This is a genomic window from Planococcus sp. ISL-109 (assembly GCF_018613655.1).
Classification (GTDB): domain Bacteria; phylum Bacillota; class Bacilli; order Bacillales_A; family Planococcaceae; genus Planococcus.
In genome coordinates, this window is the sequence record NZ_JAGGPW010000003.1 from 172,837 (window position 1) to 187,416 (window position 14,580).

The following is a 14,580-nucleotide window of genomic DNA, read 5'->3' on the forward strand; positions in this document are numbered from 1 at the left end:
GCGCTTCCACTTGCACCCCAGTAACGCGGGGCGGACGGATCCTCTTTAGGAAGGATCACTCATAAGTCCATTCGCGCACACGCTACACCGGTTTCCAGCTGCCACCGGCTCTCTGTCAGAAGCGATCTGTGCGTTACTTTTCTTACTCGACGATTTGGTTTAATGGGGGCTAGTTGTTCGCGGCCTTGTGAATTTACAGGCATCGCGCAATCCAGAGCTTGTGACCATCTTATGGAATTCGGGGCTATCTGTCAACTGAAAGGGAATCATTAATTAGATTATTCTGTATTTATAGGCTGTTTTAGGTTATAAATAATAATGTAGGGATGGTAAAAAATTCAAAGGGGGGTATCAGATTGATGAAAAAGAAACTTTGGCTGGCTACAGGCACAATAGGGCTCGGGCTTGTACTCGGTGCTTGCGCAGGCGAAAGCGGCGGCGGCTCTTCCGAGAACGGCGATGCTACACAAATCAGCTTTATGCATTGGCGCGGAGAAGACAAAGCGGTGCTCGATGAAATCATTGCTGATTTCGAGGAAGCAAATCCTGATATTCGTGTAGAACAGAACATTTATCCGTCCGATCAATACCAAGCGACGGCACAGCGCATGCTCCAAGAAGGCTCCACTGGCGACGTCTTCACTTCCTTCCCTGGTGCGCAATTCGAATCCATTGAAAGCGCCGGTTTTTTTGAAGACTTGAGCGGAGAAGAATTCATCTCAAATTTTGACGAAAGCCTGATTACCGTTGGAGAAAGAGACGGTACGCAATATGCCTTGCCGTATCAATTGGTCTTCAATATGCCGGTCTACAATAAAGGCATGTTCGACGAATTGGGATTAGAAGTGCCGAAAAGCTGGACAGAATTCCAGGAAATGGCCGATACACTGTTGGAAAACGATATTACGCCGATCGCTTTCCCAGGGGCTGACATCGGACCGAACCAGTTCATGAACAGCATGATGATGAACAATGCACCGGATGAAGACGTTTTCGAAAAACTTCAAAACGGCGAAGAATCCTTAACGAACGAATGGTGGGTCAAAACACTCGAAGACTTTAAACTTCTTGCAGATAAAGGCTATATCCAAGACAACGCCCTCGGCACCAACCAAGATTCCGCGATGGCCATGGTCGCGAACGAAGAGGCTGCGATGATCGCAACAGGTTCCTACCATATGGCTTCCCTCATTGCCTTGAATCCGGATCTTGAGTTGGATCTGCTCGCTCCGATTACGGTAGAAGAAAGCGAAGCGACGTATGAAGGCATCAATACGGCGACATTCATGCTGGCCGTCAACAGCAATTCAGAGAAGAAAGACCAGGCAAAAGCCTTCATTGACTATTTGAGCCAGCCGGAAGTGGCTTCCAAATACGCCAATGAAACCGGACAGCATTTGACCGTCAATAACGTCGAATACGAGTCCAAGGAACTGAAGAACACCGCTTATTGGATCGATGAGCGTAAGACTCGCTTCCAGCCGCGCTTTTTGATCACTAACGCCCAAATTGAAGGTGCCGTCCTCAGCTCGATCGAAAACGTCCTCGGAGGCGAAGACCCAATGGCGGCGGCTGAAGCAGCCCAGCAAATTGTTGACGAAAACAGGGAATAGCTGATTCATGAAAACTTCGAAATCCATTTATTTATTTTTCCTTCCGGGGCTTATTCTTTACAGCTTGTTTTTTCTTTATCCAACCATTAGTGCACTGTTCTATTCGTTTACTGACTGGGACGGCTTAAGCGCCGCTTTCCAATTTGTCGGCATCGATAATTACACCCGCGCGTTTACGGGCGACTCGATTTTCCGCAAAGCGATCGGCAACAACTTGAAGTTCATGCTGACAGTCGTCGTGTTCCAGACACTAGTTGCACTCGCTTTCGCCCTGATCGTCATCAAAAATACAAAAACGAATGTATTTTTACGCGCCCTTTACTTTTTCCCGACAATTCTTTCGTCGGTATCCGTGGCGTTCATCTGGGCATTCATCTACGACCCGTCGATGGGCATCTTGAACCAGGTCCTGTCGCTCGTCGGTCTTGATTTTCTGGCACAGAACTGGCTTGGTGATGCCAATATCGCGATTTACTCACTGGCTGTTACTCAAGTGTGGTTCCATGCCGGACAGATGCTGATCATCTTTGTCGCAGGACTTCAGGCAATTCCTGAAGAGCTTTACGAAGTGGCGAAAATCGAAGGCGCCAGCAAATGGCAAACCTTTAGAGCCGTCACATGGCCGCTGCTCGCCCCTTCTGCGACAATCGTCGTCGCCTATACGACCATTCAGTCGTTTAAAGCGTTCGATTTGGTGTTTGCGATGACCGGTGGCGGGCCTAACAACTCTACCGAAATCATTGCCACCTATATTTATCAAGTGGCATTCGGGAGCTATCAGTTTGGCTATGCATCTTCGATTTCCGTTATTTTCATGGTCATCATTGCCTTGATCACATATCTGCAGTTCAAGGCATTGCGCTCAGATCGGGTATCTTACTAGAAAGGGGGTCGGCAACTTTGCTGTTCAGGAAATTTTCACTGCTCGTCTATGCACTGCTGATTCTGATCCCCATAGTGGTCGTTCTGTTGACGTCCGTTAAAACGCTTCAGGAAACTTTCAGTAATCCGCTTGGTTTGCCGGAAGGCGGCTTTAAATTTGATAATTACATTTCGATTTTCCAAGAACAGACGATGGCCGGCTACTTCATTAACAGTACGATCGTCACTTTGTTCTCGGTATCGCTGACGCTGTTGTTCGCTGCTATGATTGCATTCGGCATCACCCGCATGAACAATTGGAGCGGCAATGTGCTGTTCGGCGTGTTCACACTCGGCATGATGGTGCCCGCACAAGTTATTATGGTGCCGCTTTACTCGCTCATGTTGGAGTTAGGGCTCACGAACAGCCTGCTCGGTTTGATACTCGTCAACATCTCGTCCACTTTGCCGATTGCGGTCTTTATTCTCACCGGCTTTATGAAAACCTTGCCGAGAGAATTGTTTGAAGCGTCGACGATCGACGGGGCAGGAAATTGGAAAATGTTCACGAAAGTGGCGGTTCCGCTTTCTTTGCCCTCGCTCTCGGCTACAGCGATTTTCCTGTTCGTCATGCACTGGAACGATCTTTTGTATCCGCTCCTGTTCATTACGGACAACGCCTACAAAACCTTGCCGCTCGCACTGCTGGAGTTTCAAGGGCAATATTCAACCAACTACCCGATGCTCTTTACGGGCGTCATCATCGCCTCAGCGCCGATGGTCATCGCTTATGTATTCCTGCAGCGCTATTTCGTCGCCGGAATTACGGCTGGTGCCATTAAAGGATAAAGAAAAAGCCTCCGGAAATTCCGGAGGCTTTTTCTGTTACTTGGCAAAAACGTGCTTGCCGATTTTTTTGATGGTCGTGCGTGTGAAGATCCATTGGTTGGTTGCAGTGACCGGGTTGTAATAATACGTCGCGCCTTGAGAAGGATCCCATCCGCTGTTTGCTTGCCGCACAGCGCGGTAAGCAGATGCATTCGGCGTTAGTCGGTATTGGCCATCATTGACGGCTGTAAATGCGTTGCGCTGGAAAATGACTCCGTATGTACTGTTTGGAAACGCGCCGGATTGCACACGATTTTGAATGACCGCAGCAACTGCGACTTGTCCTTCAAACCCTTCACCGCGGGCTTCACCGTAAACAGTGCGTGCCACCATATCGACTTGCTTCATTTTTTCCCTTGTCAGCGGGCCGGTAAAGCCGGTTGCTTTCACCCCAAAATCACGCTGGAACTTGACGACTGCGTTTTTTGTGATCGATCCATAATAACCGGTTGCTGCGACATTGAAATAACCGAGTTTCTGTAACTTTACTTGCAGTTCCTTTACATCGTTTCCGGAAACGCCTTCGTGCAGATCGGGTGAATGAGCAGAAACGGCTGAATGAGAAAATGTTAGAAAGAAAATCGTTGCTAAACTGAATAAGAGCACTTTAAATGTTTTCATGCTTCCTCTCCTTTTCTTTTTGGCAAGAATCGACAATTGATTCTTTATTAAAGTATATAGTTGGAAAATACTGAAAACAACATGGCGGAGTTACTTTATTTTAGAATTTTTCTATTAACTCACTAGGTCTTTCTATGTTTAGCGAATTCTTTAGACCTACTAAAAGGGAAATTAAGGAATTAACTAACTTTCTATGCTTTTGACTCTATAAAAAAAAGCCGAGCGCATGGCTCGACTTTTCAGTGAAACTTTGATCAACTTCTGCGCCTCTTAATAATGCAACTGCGCTATTTGACCATCTTTCGTGACGTTTTCTAATGTAAAATCAAGCCTCCACAGCGCTTTTTGGAATAACGGAATGCTTTCTCCGAGAGTCACTGGGGCGACCGAGATGATGAATTCATCAACCAGGTCTTCGCGAAGCAAGCTCTCCAACAATAAGCTACCGCCGACTGGCCAAATGGTTTTTCCGGGTTGCTGCTTTAGCCGTTTCACCAAGCTTGCCGGGTCTTCAGAAGTAAACTTCACCTGACCTCGTCCTGGTTCCGGATGCGAGGTGAACACGTACGATTGCTGATTGGCATAAGGAAAGCTTCCGTTCTCATGATTCATTACCCACTCCTAGGTGGGCCTCCCGAGCAGAATAACATCAACCGTTTCAAGAAAGCTTCCATACCCTCCATCTCCGTCCATATCCACTCTAAGTAGCTAATCCAAGGTTTCTTCCACATCTGCAATATAGCAGACGACTTTCCGTTCACTCATCCGAGGCGCCTCCTTTATGGCTGGGTTTTTGCTCAGAGACTTAGGACTCCAGATCTTCCAATTGCTTTTTCGTTTGCGGGAATGCGTTCGCTTGCCATTCAGAACGATAAATCGAATCCAATTGCGTCAGCCCTTCTTCTGCCTCGTCATACGGTGCGTTGACACTTTCTTCATGGTCGATTTCATAGCTATTGCGCATATCACTGTCTTCATACACCCAAATATTCCGCTTTTTGCCTTGGTATGCTTTCAATAAAATCAATCCCGCACCAAGCGCTGCGCCTGAAGCGATAAACCTTTTCATGCCACCATTCATAATAATCCCTCCACTGTTTTCTTTTCTAGTACTCTTCCCCCTTTTTCATTTCCCTAACCCCGTCCGCTTTTAGACGAATGATCCAGAGTTTGGTAAAGTGGAAAAAAACAGATTCTTGGAGGCGATTTGATGCAAAAAATAGTCATCGTATCTGATACGCATATACCGAACCGCGCGAAAAAGCTCCCGCAGCCGCTTGTCGATGCCTGCGAAGGCGCTGACTTCATCATCCATGCGGGCGACTGGCAGACGCTTGATGTTTACCATGAACTAGCCGCCTATGCTAGGACCGACGGCGTGGCCGGCAATGTCGACCCGTGGGAGATCGTCGATCGCTTTGGACGGAAAAAAATCTTCACGTTCGGCGATTTGACCATCGGCGTCGTCCACGGAGACGGCGCGCGGAAGACGACTGAACAGCGTGCGCTCGACACCTTTGAAGGGGAGAACGTTGATATCATCGTTTTCGGCCATTCCCATCAGCCGCTTATGCGCGAAACGGATGGCCTAACTTTATTCAACCCTGGCTCTCCGACAGACAAGCGCATGGCGCCCCAATATTCCTTCGGTTTATTGGAAATCGGCGACAACTGGGAACTCAAGCACGTGTTTTTCGACAAAGAGCAGTAATACACCAAGAGCCGCACCCTGGATAACCAGAGTTGCGGCTCTTTTCATTTCAATTCTTTTGAAAGCTGAATCCGAGACGCTTGAGCGCCGTTTCGAGATTCGCTTCAATCATCGTCCCTCTCAGCGCTTGTGCAAAATGAGGAACTTTGAGCGCCATGTAAGGCTGTATGCCTGTAATGACCGGCTGGACCCCAATCAGCCGCAAAACATTCACAAGCTTCAGTAAATACTCCCCGACCTGGGAATTGATTTGCGAAACACCCGACACATCAATGATCAGCACCTCTATGCCTTTTTCTGCACAGCCATGCATCACTTGGTCGATGATGGCACGTGCCCGCGAAGCGCTGATTTCACCGATGACTGGCAAGATTGCCACATGTTCAACAATCGGAACCATCGGCGCAGCCAAGGTTTCAATCTGCCCGTATGCCCGCTCAAGCTCTAATGCATAAGTCGATAAAGCAGCGAGCGTCTCGAACGTAAACGCCAAATCTTCCGGCAAGTTACACGGCCCATTGTCGAGACCGCAAATGCTGCCATAGACACTGCCATCCTTATACAAAATCGGCACACCGGCAAAACAGCCTTCTTCAAATCCGCCTGCAATTCCGAGCGACCGGGTCAGCTCATGCGCACCCAATCGTTCGATGATCAGCGCTTCCGCACCGTGCTCGATGCTCAAGCTCGACAGCATACAAGGGAGCGGCGAGACGTCTCCTTCTTCAATTAAATGGTGCTTATTATTATGCACTTTGACGACTTTATTGACGCCGCCTTCTTGCCTGGCGATGTACAAACTGCTCATGCCTGCTTGCCTGCTGAGAATTTGGAGAATATATGAAGCTGCTTCATCGAAATCATTGAAGCTCCTGAGCTTTTCCATTTTTCCCTTCATCATCCGCCTCTCCCCTTATCGTCCAGTTTCGAGCGTCTACAAATGGCCCGCTTTCTTTACCTTAGTTTATTATAGCGCTTCTTAATTATCTGAAATATATAAATTATGTAACAAATATTTCGGATTGATCCAGTACATGTTCAAAGCATCCAGCAAGCGGGTATACCTGGAACAAGAAGAGCATGGAGGTGCTGCAATGAGTGAAGAACTGGATATCGACTTACTGGAACAATCCGATAGCATGATCCATTTCGCTTGGACACCAACAGGTGAAGTGTATAGAGTCAAAAAAGACGGCGAAACAGTCTATACAGGAACGCAAAACGCATTCCGCGACGAAGCGCTGCACTCCGGAGAATTGTTCTGCTATTCAATCGAACGGCAATCCCCGGGCGGCAGTTGGGTGCCGGCTATCAAACTTTTGACCGGAACCGAAAAGCGAAATCCCGACAGCATCAATCAGCTTGAGCAGATTGTCTTATCGACGATTGTCTCTGAAAACCGCGTCTCCCTTTCCTGGGGGAAAATCCAAGGCATCACGGAATACGAAATTTTCCGTGATGGCGAGCCCCAGACCGTCACCACCAAAACACAATACACCGACCGCGACGTGCCTGAAGACCGCGAATTGACGTATTGGATCCGTGGAAAACGGCCAGTGGAAAGGACTGAAGGCCAGTTGACTACTGTCAAATCGCTTGCGGCGAAAGCCTTTGGCATTTTAAACACAGAGTCATCCAAAGAAGAAACGGCGATGGAAAAGTTTTGGCTGACCAAAAAAATTGCACCGCTTCATTATTTGCTTGGAAAAGAAGACAGCGAACCACCGAAGTTGAAATGGCATGTGCGCTATTTGACATTTTTGCCTGACGACGTGCTAAAAAACCCGAACCTGACATCGCCCAACCGCTATTTCCAAGGCGACAACCGTGGCTTCGACCCCGAATCGAAACATTACCGCACTCAGATCAACAGCATACTCAATTTGAACAAAGAACAAAGTGAGTTTGATTTCGATAAAGACGTCGGCACGAGCATCTCTTATGATTGGCGGCGCAAGTTCCGCAAAGCTGACGTCGCATCGAGCGATGAAATCAAGGCGGAAATTTCTGCAGAAACCGAACAGAAAACCGATATCACGATCACTCACAGCGTCGGTAATCCTTTAACAACTTCGCCGAACATCGATTACGAAATGTCCGCGAAATTTTACCGGAACGGCATTTTCGACATCGTCGGCATGCACGATCAAGCGCCAAACCACGAAGTGTACTTAAAGCTCGGAGATGATGGGATCTGGCAGCCCATCCACCAAACGGAAACCGAAGGCTTGGCGTGGATGGCCGACCCGATAGCTTCTCAGTACTGGCGCATCTCGAATTTCCTTTAATTTTTTTGTGATGAGGCCACCTAATTAAAAAAGAGCTGATCCGAATTCGGATCAGCTCTTTTTTAATGATTAATTTTGATCTAAAAACCGCTTGCGGATATGCGGCGGCGGCAGCATACAGCTATCGAGCTTGCCGAATACTTTGTAACGATTTTTCGCGATGACGTCATAAGCTGCATCCCGGATAGCGCGCGGGAACGGCTGAAGATAGTACGCGAGCTTCCAGAGTCCCGTCAAATGATGCGAAATCATGAGTGCCCCTTGTGATTTCACATATGCTTCTCCGTCTTGGATCAGCACTAGGCTGTCGACATCTGCCGGGACATTGTGTTTTTCCGAAAACTCCTGCCCGATATCGCTTTGCAGGGAAGCGAATTGGAAATAACCTGCCGGGTCATGATTGATGATGAATTGCACGCTGGAATCGCAAAAATTGCAATCTCCATCGAATAAAATAATTGCATGTTCCATAATAGCTCTCCTTTTTTAACACATTTGTATCTTATCTTCCCTATTCCGGTATGTTGAAACCATGCGTTTTGGTGCCTTGATGAAAATACAGCTTCCATCCGTTCTCCCGCTTTTTCCAGACAGAGCTGCGGTGTCTCCACGTACCGGTTGTCCGGTTTTCCGACAAGTAGATGGCCAGAACCGATTCCGGCCCTAGCGGACGCACTTCAAAACGGGAAATATGGTACTCATCATCCACAAACGAACCGTCTCCGTCAAAGTCAGACCGGCGGGATATACCCCCAGAGCTGCCGAATTTGAAAAACTCATCGTCCAGCACTTCCGCCATCCGTCGGTTCGATTGCCGGACGAATGGTGACAAATGACTCTTTTCCAAACTTAGAAATTGCTCGTGCCTGTTCTCCATCCATCGCTCCTCCTTATTCACAGCAATACAAAAGCCCCGGTGACTACCGGGGCAGGACTCTTACAATTCGTTATCGTCATCTGTTTTATCGTCTTTGTAGAAATTTTCCGAGTCTTCTCCTGGTTGATCTTGTGGACCATCCGAGGAGCCAAAACTCTCCACATCCCCAAAGCTATTGTCATAATCACGGATCCGATTGTCTTCCGGCTTCACCGGGCGATCAGTCGATGAACCGAGAAAATCCTCTTCGGCTGGCCGGCTTTCAAAGTCTAAGCTATGGTCCGCGTGATCAATGCATGTCAGCGTTGTCGGCAATGCTTCTAGACGCTCAAACGGAATGTCTTTACCGCACACGGCGCATTTGCCGTAAGTGCCTTCTTCGATGGCTTTAAGTGCCGCTAGAATGTCTTCATGCTCTTCTTCCTTCAGGTGGTCCATCGCCATCCCGCGCTCCTGGTCGTACAAATCGGTCGCATTGTCGGCTGGGTGGTTATCATAATTGGATAATTCACTGGTTTCGAATTCCTCTTTATGTTCCAAACGCCCCTCGATCGATTTCAATTGTGCTTTGAGTTCCTCTTTTAGTTGCTTCAACTGTTCGTCCGTCATTATGACTCCTCCTCCAAATACTCGCTTGTATATATATTTCCTTTATCGGAGAAATCAAACCTGCACGGGGCTGCTTAGAAATCGTCGAAGCGCTCCATCAAACTCATCAAATATTCATCCAAACGAAAACGGACGAGCTCATCGGACAAACCGGTCATCCCGAACGCCTGCCAGCCTGGATAAACTGCAGGCGCCCCGTCCAGTGTGTCGATGAGCGACAACAGATCCCAATACGGATCATAGGAAAAAGCAGAACCTGTATAGCGCTCGTATGCATCCAAAAATTCATTGGCGACCCGTGTGCCATACAACTGCGCAAGATTGACGCGGCAATGCCCGACGTCGACACCTGCAGGTCCGCGGCAAGCATTGACCCAATCAACGACAGCGCTGACTTGGCCATTCTCCCACAGCACATTCCCAGGGTGGTAATCGCGGTGGATTAGGCAATAGTCGCTCGGCGGACCGCCCGCAGCGACTATGTAGAAGGCGCGCATCCAATCGCCTTCTACGCGAGACCATTTCGGGCGTTCGAGACGGCGCGCATCGTTATAGGCAAAATATTCATAAGGAAAGTCATGTGCCCTGTGCTGATGCATTTCGGCCAAAGTTTTCGCAAGACCATCCAGCCAGTCTTGATCGTTTGCTGCCGGCAAGATGACCGTTCCAGGAACTTTGGTCATCAATACAGCCGGCATGCCGCATGCTGCACCAGTTTCATCAAACGCCAAGAGATGCGGCGCGGAAATTCCGGCCGCTGCTGCGAGCTCTAAACTCATCGCTTCATGCTTCGCCAAATCCGGCTCCTGGTCAAGCCATTCCCCTTTATGGTGAAGACGCAAGACGACACTTTGCTCTTCTCCATCTTTCGTCGCACGAATTTCATAAAGCAGTGAAGAAGTCCCGCCCTCTAAGGGCTTGGCTTGTTCGAGCACTGCTCCTTGCCACTTGGACTCGACCCATTCGATTGCTTGGCGGGACAACCCGCCGAATGCGTTTGTTGTCATCCTTGCCGCTCCTTTCAGCCTATCTATTGTATTTAGTGTATCATGAAAAAACTCCTACTCCAGTTTTTTGGCGCTCCCCATTCTGATAATTCCTCGAGGTTCTCCGGCGTTTATCAAAACCGTGGGCGGGTATGGATTTTTACAATGACTTTATTAACAAAACAGGAGAGTTTGCCTGCATTGAATATATTCAAGAGGAGCTGACATTCATGAAAGTGAAGCACCCGATTCCGAAAACAAAAGAGCTGGATAACACTTTGTCTTTGCTAGGGGAAGGTTTTGACTTTTTGCCAGGACGCCGCAAAGAGCTGGGCTCGGATATTTTCGAGGCCCGTTTGCTCGGCAAAAAAGTCATCTGCATGGCCGGCGAGGAAGCTGCCGAAATCTTTTACAATAACGATTACTTTATACGCAGTGGAGCTGCACCATTGCCGCTCGAACAAACGCTTTTCGGAAAAGGCGCAGTTCACGGACGCGACGGTGAAGACCATCACCAGCAAAAGCGCATGTTCTTATCGATGATGACACCAGAACGCTTGGAAGATGCCAAGCGCATGGCTATTCAAGAGCTCGATGCAAAAGCCGAGCAATGGCAACATATGGACGAAGTCGTCCTGCTCGATGAAATCGAAGAAATCTTCACGCGTTCGATGATCCACTGGGCCGGCCTCCCGATGAAAGAAAGCGAAGTCAAGCAACGGACGTGGGAACTGGTCACCATGGTCGATTCGTTCGGCCTGACAGAAGGCCGTTATCTTGAGGGCATGAAAGCGCGCAAAGCGCATGAAGAATGGCTCAAGAAAATCATCAAGGAAATCCGCAAAGGCGAATACAACCCGCCAGCTTACACAGCTGCCTATATCATCGCCCATCACCGGACGCCTAATGGCAAACTGCTCGACCTGAATACGGCAGCGGTCGACTTGAACAACGCGTATCGCCCGATGATCGCGACAGCTTATTTCATCGTCTTCGGTGTCATGGCCATGAATGACCACCCGGAAACGCGCCGCAAACTGCAGGCCGACAAAAACAACTACAGCCACAACTTTGCTCAGGAAGTGCGCCGTTATTATCCGTTCGCGCCGGTCATGGCTGCGTTCGTCAAAAAAGATTTCGTTTGGCATGACCTTCATTTCAAAAAAGACATGCGCGTCATCCTCGATCTGTTTGGCACTAACCGCCACCCGGATTCTTGGGACAACGCCGATGAATTCATCCCTGAGCGTTTCAGCACATGGAACGGCAGCCCGTTCTCCTTCGTACCGCAAGGCGGCGGCGACCACCATACCGGACACCGCTGTGCGGGTGAATGGATGACCGTCATGGTTATGCAATCGTTCTTCAAATACTTTGCAGAAAACTTAAACTACAGCGTCCCGGAACAAGATCTCTCTTACGACATGTCCCGCATGCCGACCATGCCGAAGAGCCGCTTGATCCTAAAAGACGTGCAAAAACTGAAAAACCGTCCGGACAACGTGTATTACCACGAACAAAAAAACACAACCGTCCAATCAGGTTGCCCGTTCCATTGATTGGACTAGCTTGGAGCTTTTCCATAAACTATAAAAAGGCTGGAGAAATACAAATTTCTCCGGCCTTTTCGATATTGTTTGGTGGGATAATTGCTTTCTTATAGTTGTATAGTGATAGCTGGAATTAATGTGTGGAAATGTGTCGTTGCTTGTTCTGGCATCACGATCGGAGTCGCCGCCCTGCTTTGGGTTGGCCTCTTGCAGTGAGCCAAGAAGACCGCTTGTCTCACTGCATCGGCTCACCCTTGGCGCGAGGCGGCTTTTCTTTTCCATTGTTTCCGTTGTGTTAAATAGGATCTGCTTCTGGAGCATTCATCCGCTGTTTGGGGAATCGCTTCCTTGGAGCAGGCATTGGCGTGTGGAAATGAGTTTGAATCGATGTGCGGAAATGTGACGCTGGTTGTTCTGGCATCACGATCGGAGTCGCCGCCCTGTTCTGGGTTGGCCTCTTGCAGTGAGCCAAGAAGACCGCTTGTCTCACTGCATCGGCTCACCCTTGGCGCGAGGCGGCAGATAGATTTCGTTGATGCGGACGCGTTTAATCAGATCTGCTTCTTTAATCAGTTGCCGGCTAGTGGGGGAATCGCTTCTCGGATCGAGCGTATGTGAAGATAGCGAGTGTTTGCTTGTCTAACTGTTCTGGTGTTCTATTTGCGCTTCATTTTAGTATTCGTCGCCCTGCTTTGGGTTGGCCTCTTGCGCTGGGCGGCTGCGAGATTTCATTGATTCGGGTGCGTTGAATCAGATCTGCTTCTTTAATCAGTTTCCAGCTAGTGGAAAATCGCTTCTTGGGATGTGGCGCCTGGAAAATCGGTACTGGAATTGAAAAGCTTGTTGTTAGATGTGGTGGATCTGAACTACACAACCATCCATTCCACGGTTAAGATGATTTGTGCTACAAAGTCTGAGGCATTTCCGCATTTTATGTTGAATGAACTGAAGAAATAATCTTCCCCTCCAAAACTAGAGACGGAGTGGAAGGGGGCTGACTCCTGAGGGACCGCGCGGGCTGGCGAGACAAATGTGCCAAGCTCTTTGGCACATTGGCTCAACACCCGCCCCTCGGAAAGCAGCCCCCTGCAACGCAGTCGAAAAGCGGAAGCTTTTCTACTCACTTCTTTATCATGTATTGAATGTATGACCCGAAAATTACAGATTCTCAGCCCCATCCCTTTCATTCCCAAACCAGCAATTGACAGAACCCGTCCCATCTTATACGATAAGGCAGGAAAATAAATAACCCGGCAACGGGAGAGGTTCATAGCATTCCACCCTCTATAAAAAACTATGGATTTTGAAATCAAGCCGAATCCACATGCGATTCGGCTTTTCGTTTGTCCGATTTTTTTATAGCTCTCCCCCGTCGGCCACAATAAAGGAGGCCATCATCATGGCAGGAAGAAACGAAAACACACTCGAGCATTTGTCTTTGCTCGGCAACCAGAATACACGCTACAAATTCGAATACGACCCGAACATCTTAGAAGCGATCGACAATCTCCACAAGCGCGATTACTTCGTCAAATTCAATTGCCCGGAATTCACCTCGCTGTGCCCGCAAACCGGCCAGCCTGATTTCGCGACGATTTACTTGAGTTTTATCCCGGACAAAAAACTCGTCGAAAGCAAAGCCTTAAAGCTTTATTTGTTCAGCTTCCGCAACCACGGCGATTTCCATGAAGATGTCGTCAACATCATCATGAACGACTTGATCGACCTGCTCGACCCGCGCTATATCGAAGTGTGGGGCAAATTCACTCCGCGCGGCGGTTTGTCGATCGACCCGTATACAAATTACGGCAAGCCCGGCACGAAATACGAAGAAATGGCGACGTACCGGATGATGAACCACGACATGAATCCGGAAACGATCACTAACCGATAAGGGGAAACGCCCATGTTATTGTATTTGAACGGCGCCTTTGTCGGATTGCTCATCCTCTCCAATATTCTCGCAGTCAAACTGTTCTCGATTAGCGAATGGGCGGTGCTGCCTGCTGCAGTCATCGTCTATGTTTTTACATTCCCAATCACCGATACGATTGCGGAAGTATATGGCAAAGAAGCAGCTCGCCAGACCGTCATGGCCGGATTTTTCACTCAGCTCGCTGCGCTTGCGTTTATCTTTGCCGCTATCCATTTGCCATCTGCGCCGTTTTTCGCGGACCAGGCAGCGTTCGAATCCATTTTCTCGGCCGGCTTCCGAGTGACGCTCGCGAGCCTTGTGTCTTATTTCATCAGCCAAAATTTAGATGTTACCATTTTCCATCGATTGAAAGCACGAAACGGCGAATCCAAGCTATGGCTACGCAATAACGCGTCGACGATGGTCAGCCAGTTGGTCGATACCGCCATTTTCATCACCATCGCTTTTTACGGCACGATGCCGCTTGCGGCTTTGGTGACAATGATTTTCACGCAGTATCTTTTCAAGTGGGCCGTCGCAGCAGCCGATACCCCGCTCGTCTATTTGCTCGTCAAACTCGCGCGGCGCTCGAAAACAACTGACCAAAAGAGCTTTGCTTAATAGGATGAAAATCACAAAGGCCGCCACCCGAGAATTCCGG

General features: G+C 48.7%; 16 protein-coding genes, 1 riboswitch and 1 other annotated feature (1 of these 18 only partly in view). Of the genes, 8 read left to right on the top strand and 8 right to left on the bottom strand.

Annotation, left to right across the window (positions count from 1 at the left end):
• Nucleotides 1-159, bottom strand: a binding site (T-box leader); it reaches 44 nt to the left of the window's first position.
• Between the two features lie 200 nt (nt 160-359).
• Genes J7E21_RS01565 through J7E21_RS01575 form a run of 3 tightly spaced genes read left to right on the top strand, consistent with a single transcriptional unit; the run spans nt 360 to nt 3,323 of the window.
• The gene (locus tag J7E21_RS01565) at nt 360-1,613 is read left to right on the top strand and encodes an ABC transporter substrate-binding protein (protein ID WP_215104117.1); all 1,254 of its coding nucleotides are present in this window, start codon (nt 360-362) and stop codon (nt 1,611-1,613) included.
• A 7-nt stretch (nt 1,614-1,620) separates the two neighbouring features.
• Nucleotides 1,621-2,496: a carbohydrate ABC transporter permease gene (locus J7E21_RS01570; RefSeq protein WP_215104119.1), complete on the top strand. Its 876-nt coding sequence runs from the start codon at nt 1,621-1,623 to the stop codon at nt 2,494-2,496.
• Nucleotides 2,497-2,513: 17 nt separating this feature from the next.
• Entirely contained in the window at nt 2,514-3,323 is an 810-nt protein-coding gene (locus tag J7E21_RS01575; protein WP_215104121.1) for a carbohydrate ABC transporter permease, read from the top strand.
• A gap of 36 nt (nt 3,324-3,359) precedes the next feature.
• On the opposite strand, the gene J7E21_RS01580 is transcribed toward J7E21_RS01575, so the two are convergent.
• The 3 genes from J7E21_RS01580 to J7E21_RS01590 all read right to left on the bottom strand — a co-directional run bounded on the left by J7E21_RS01580 (nt 3,360) and on the right by J7E21_RS01590 (nt 5,064).
• Nucleotides 3,360-3,983, bottom strand: coding sequence for a cell wall hydrolase (locus J7E21_RS01580; RefSeq protein ID WP_215104123.1), 624 nt, complete (start codon nt 3,981-3,983; stop codon nt 3,360-3,362).
• Between the two features lie 270 nt (nt 3,984-4,253).
• Complete coding sequence (locus J7E21_RS01585) at nt 4,254-4,595, bottom strand: dihydrofolate reductase family protein (protein ID WP_215104125.1); 342 nt, start codon at nt 4,593-4,595, stop codon at nt 4,254-4,256.
• A 193-nt stretch (nt 4,596-4,788) separates the two neighbouring features.
• Nucleotides 4,789-5,064, bottom strand: coding sequence for a hypothetical protein (locus tag J7E21_RS01590; RefSeq protein WP_251047747.1), 276 nt, complete (start codon nt 5,062-5,064; stop codon nt 4,789-4,791).
• 129 nt (nt 5,065-5,193) lie between these two features.
• On the opposite strand from J7E21_RS01590, the gene J7E21_RS01595 reads away from it, so the two are divergent.
• Complete coding sequence (locus J7E21_RS01595; protein WP_215104127.1) at nt 5,194-5,694, top strand: metallophosphoesterase family protein; 501 nt, start codon at nt 5,194-5,196, stop codon at nt 5,692-5,694.
• A gap of 49 nt (nt 5,695-5,743) precedes the next feature.
• Here J7E21_RS01595 and J7E21_RS01600 read toward each other — a convergent pair whose 3' ends face one another.
• On the bottom strand, nt 5,744-6,595 hold the full coding sequence (locus J7E21_RS01600; RefSeq protein ID WP_251047748.1) for an STAS domain-containing protein: 852 nt from the start codon (nt 6,593-6,595) through the stop codon (nt 5,744-5,746).
• Nucleotides 6,596-6,788: 193 nt separating this feature from the next.
• Between J7E21_RS01600 and J7E21_RS01605 the strand changes: the two genes are divergently transcribed.
• Nucleotides 6,789-7,982 carry a DUF3238 domain-containing protein gene (locus J7E21_RS01605; RefSeq protein ID WP_215104128.1) on the top strand — a complete coding sequence of 398 codons (1,194 nt, stop codon included), beginning with the start codon at nt 6,789-6,791 and terminating at the stop codon, nt 7,980-7,982.
• A gap of 69 nt (nt 7,983-8,051) precedes the next feature.
• Here the strand turns inward: J7E21_RS01605 and J7E21_RS01610 are convergent, their stop codons facing one another.
• The 4 genes from J7E21_RS01610 to J7E21_RS01625 form a co-directional block, all read right to left on the bottom strand.
• The gene (locus J7E21_RS01610) at nt 8,052-8,453 is read right to left on the bottom strand and encodes a thiol-disulfide oxidoreductase DCC family protein (protein WP_215104130.1); all 402 of its coding nucleotides are present in this window, start codon (nt 8,451-8,453) and stop codon (nt 8,052-8,054) included.
• Nucleotides 8,454-8,493: 40 nt separating this feature from the next.
• A complete protein-coding gene (locus J7E21_RS01615) occupies nt 8,494-8,859 on the bottom strand; it encodes a nuclear transport factor 2 family protein (RefSeq protein ID WP_215104132.1) in 366 nt (121 codons plus the stop codon).
• A 60-nt stretch (nt 8,860-8,919) separates the two neighbouring features.
• On the bottom strand, nt 8,920-9,468 hold the full coding sequence (locus tag J7E21_RS01620) for a TraR/DksA C4-type zinc finger protein (RefSeq protein ID WP_215104134.1): 549 nt from the start codon (nt 9,466-9,468) through the stop codon (nt 8,920-8,922).
• 74 nt (nt 9,469-9,542) lie between these two features.
• Entirely contained in the window at nt 9,543-10,475 is a 933-nt protein-coding gene (locus tag J7E21_RS01625) for a phosphotransferase family protein (RefSeq protein ID WP_215104136.1), read from the bottom strand.
• A 209-nt stretch (nt 10,476-10,684) separates the two neighbouring features.
• Here J7E21_RS01625 and J7E21_RS01630 point away from each other — a divergent pair, with 209 nt between their 5' ends.
• The 3 genes from J7E21_RS01630 to J7E21_RS01640 all read left to right on the top strand — a co-directional run bounded on the left by J7E21_RS01630 (nt 10,685) and on the right by J7E21_RS01640 (nt 14,540).
• The gene (locus J7E21_RS01630; RefSeq protein WP_215104138.1) at nt 10,685-12,013 is read left to right on the top strand and encodes a cytochrome P450; all 1,329 of its coding nucleotides are present in this window, start codon (nt 10,685-10,687) and stop codon (nt 12,011-12,013) included.
• Nucleotides 12,014-13,260: 1,247 nt separating this feature from the next.
• Nucleotides 13,261-13,308: riboswitch (PreQ1 riboswitch) on the top strand.
• Between the two features lie 95 nt (nt 13,309-13,403).
• Entirely contained in the window at nt 13,404-13,898 is a 495-nt protein-coding gene (gene queF / locus J7E21_RS01635; protein ID WP_215104140.1) for a preQ(1) synthase, read from the top strand.
• Between the two features lie 12 nt (nt 13,899-13,910).
• Nucleotides 13,911-14,540 carry a queuosine precursor transporter gene (locus J7E21_RS01640; protein ID WP_215104142.1) on the top strand — a complete coding sequence of 210 codons (630 nt, stop codon included), beginning with the start codon at nt 13,911-13,913 and terminating at the stop codon, nt 14,538-14,540.
• Nucleotides 14,541-14,580: the final 40 nt, after the last annotated feature.

Coding starts and splice junctions, on each gene's coding strand:
- J7E21_RS01565 (WP_215104117.1), top strand. CDS start 360: ATGAAAAAGAAACTTTGGCTGGCTACAGGCACAATAGGGCTCGGGCTT.
- J7E21_RS01570 (WP_215104119.1), top strand. CDS start 1,621: ATGAAAACTTCGAAATCCATTTATTTATTTTTCCTTCCGGGGCTTATT.
- J7E21_RS01580 (WP_215104123.1), bottom strand. CDS start 3,983: ATGAAAACATTTAAAGTGCTCTTATTCAGTTTAGCAACGATTTTCTTT.
- J7E21_RS01585 (WP_215104125.1), bottom strand. CDS start 4,595: ATGAATCATGAGAACGGAAGCTTTCCTTATGCCAATCAGCAATCGTAC.
- J7E21_RS01590 (WP_251047747.1), bottom strand. CDS start 5,064: ATGAATGGTGGCATGAAAAGGTTTATCGCTTCAGGCGCAGCGCTTGGT.
- J7E21_RS01595 (WP_215104127.1), top strand. CDS start 5,194: ATGCAAAAAATAGTCATCGTATCTGATACGCATATACCGAACCGCGCG.
- J7E21_RS01600 (WP_251047748.1), bottom strand. CDS start 6,595: ATGATGAAGGGAAAAATGGAAAAGCTCAGGAGCTTCAATGATTTCGAT.
- J7E21_RS01605 (WP_215104128.1), top strand. CDS start 6,789: ATGAGTGAAGAACTGGATATCGACTTACTGGAACAATCCGATAGCATG.
- J7E21_RS01610 (WP_215104130.1), bottom strand. CDS start 8,453: ATGGAACATGCAATTATTTTATTCGATGGAGATTGCAATTTTTGCGAT.
- J7E21_RS01615 (WP_215104132.1), bottom strand. CDS start 8,859: ATGGAGAACAGGCACGAGCAATTTCTAAGTTTGGAAAAGAGTCATTTG.
- J7E21_RS01620 (WP_215104134.1), bottom strand. CDS start 9,468: ATGACGGACGAACAGTTGAAGCAACTAAAAGAGGAACTCAAAGCACAA.
- J7E21_RS01625 (WP_215104136.1), bottom strand. CDS start 10,475: ATGACAACAAACGCATTCGGCGGGTTGTCCCGCCAAGCAATCGAATGG.
- J7E21_RS01630 (WP_215104138.1), top strand. CDS start 10,685: ATGAAAGTGAAGCACCCGATTCCGAAAACAAAAGAGCTGGATAACACT.
- queF (WP_215104140.1), top strand. CDS start 13,404: ATGGCAGGAAGAAACGAAAACACACTCGAGCATTTGTCTTTGCTCGGC.
- J7E21_RS01640 (WP_215104142.1), top strand. CDS start 13,911: ATGTTATTGTATTTGAACGGCGCCTTTGTCGGATTGCTCATCCTCTCC.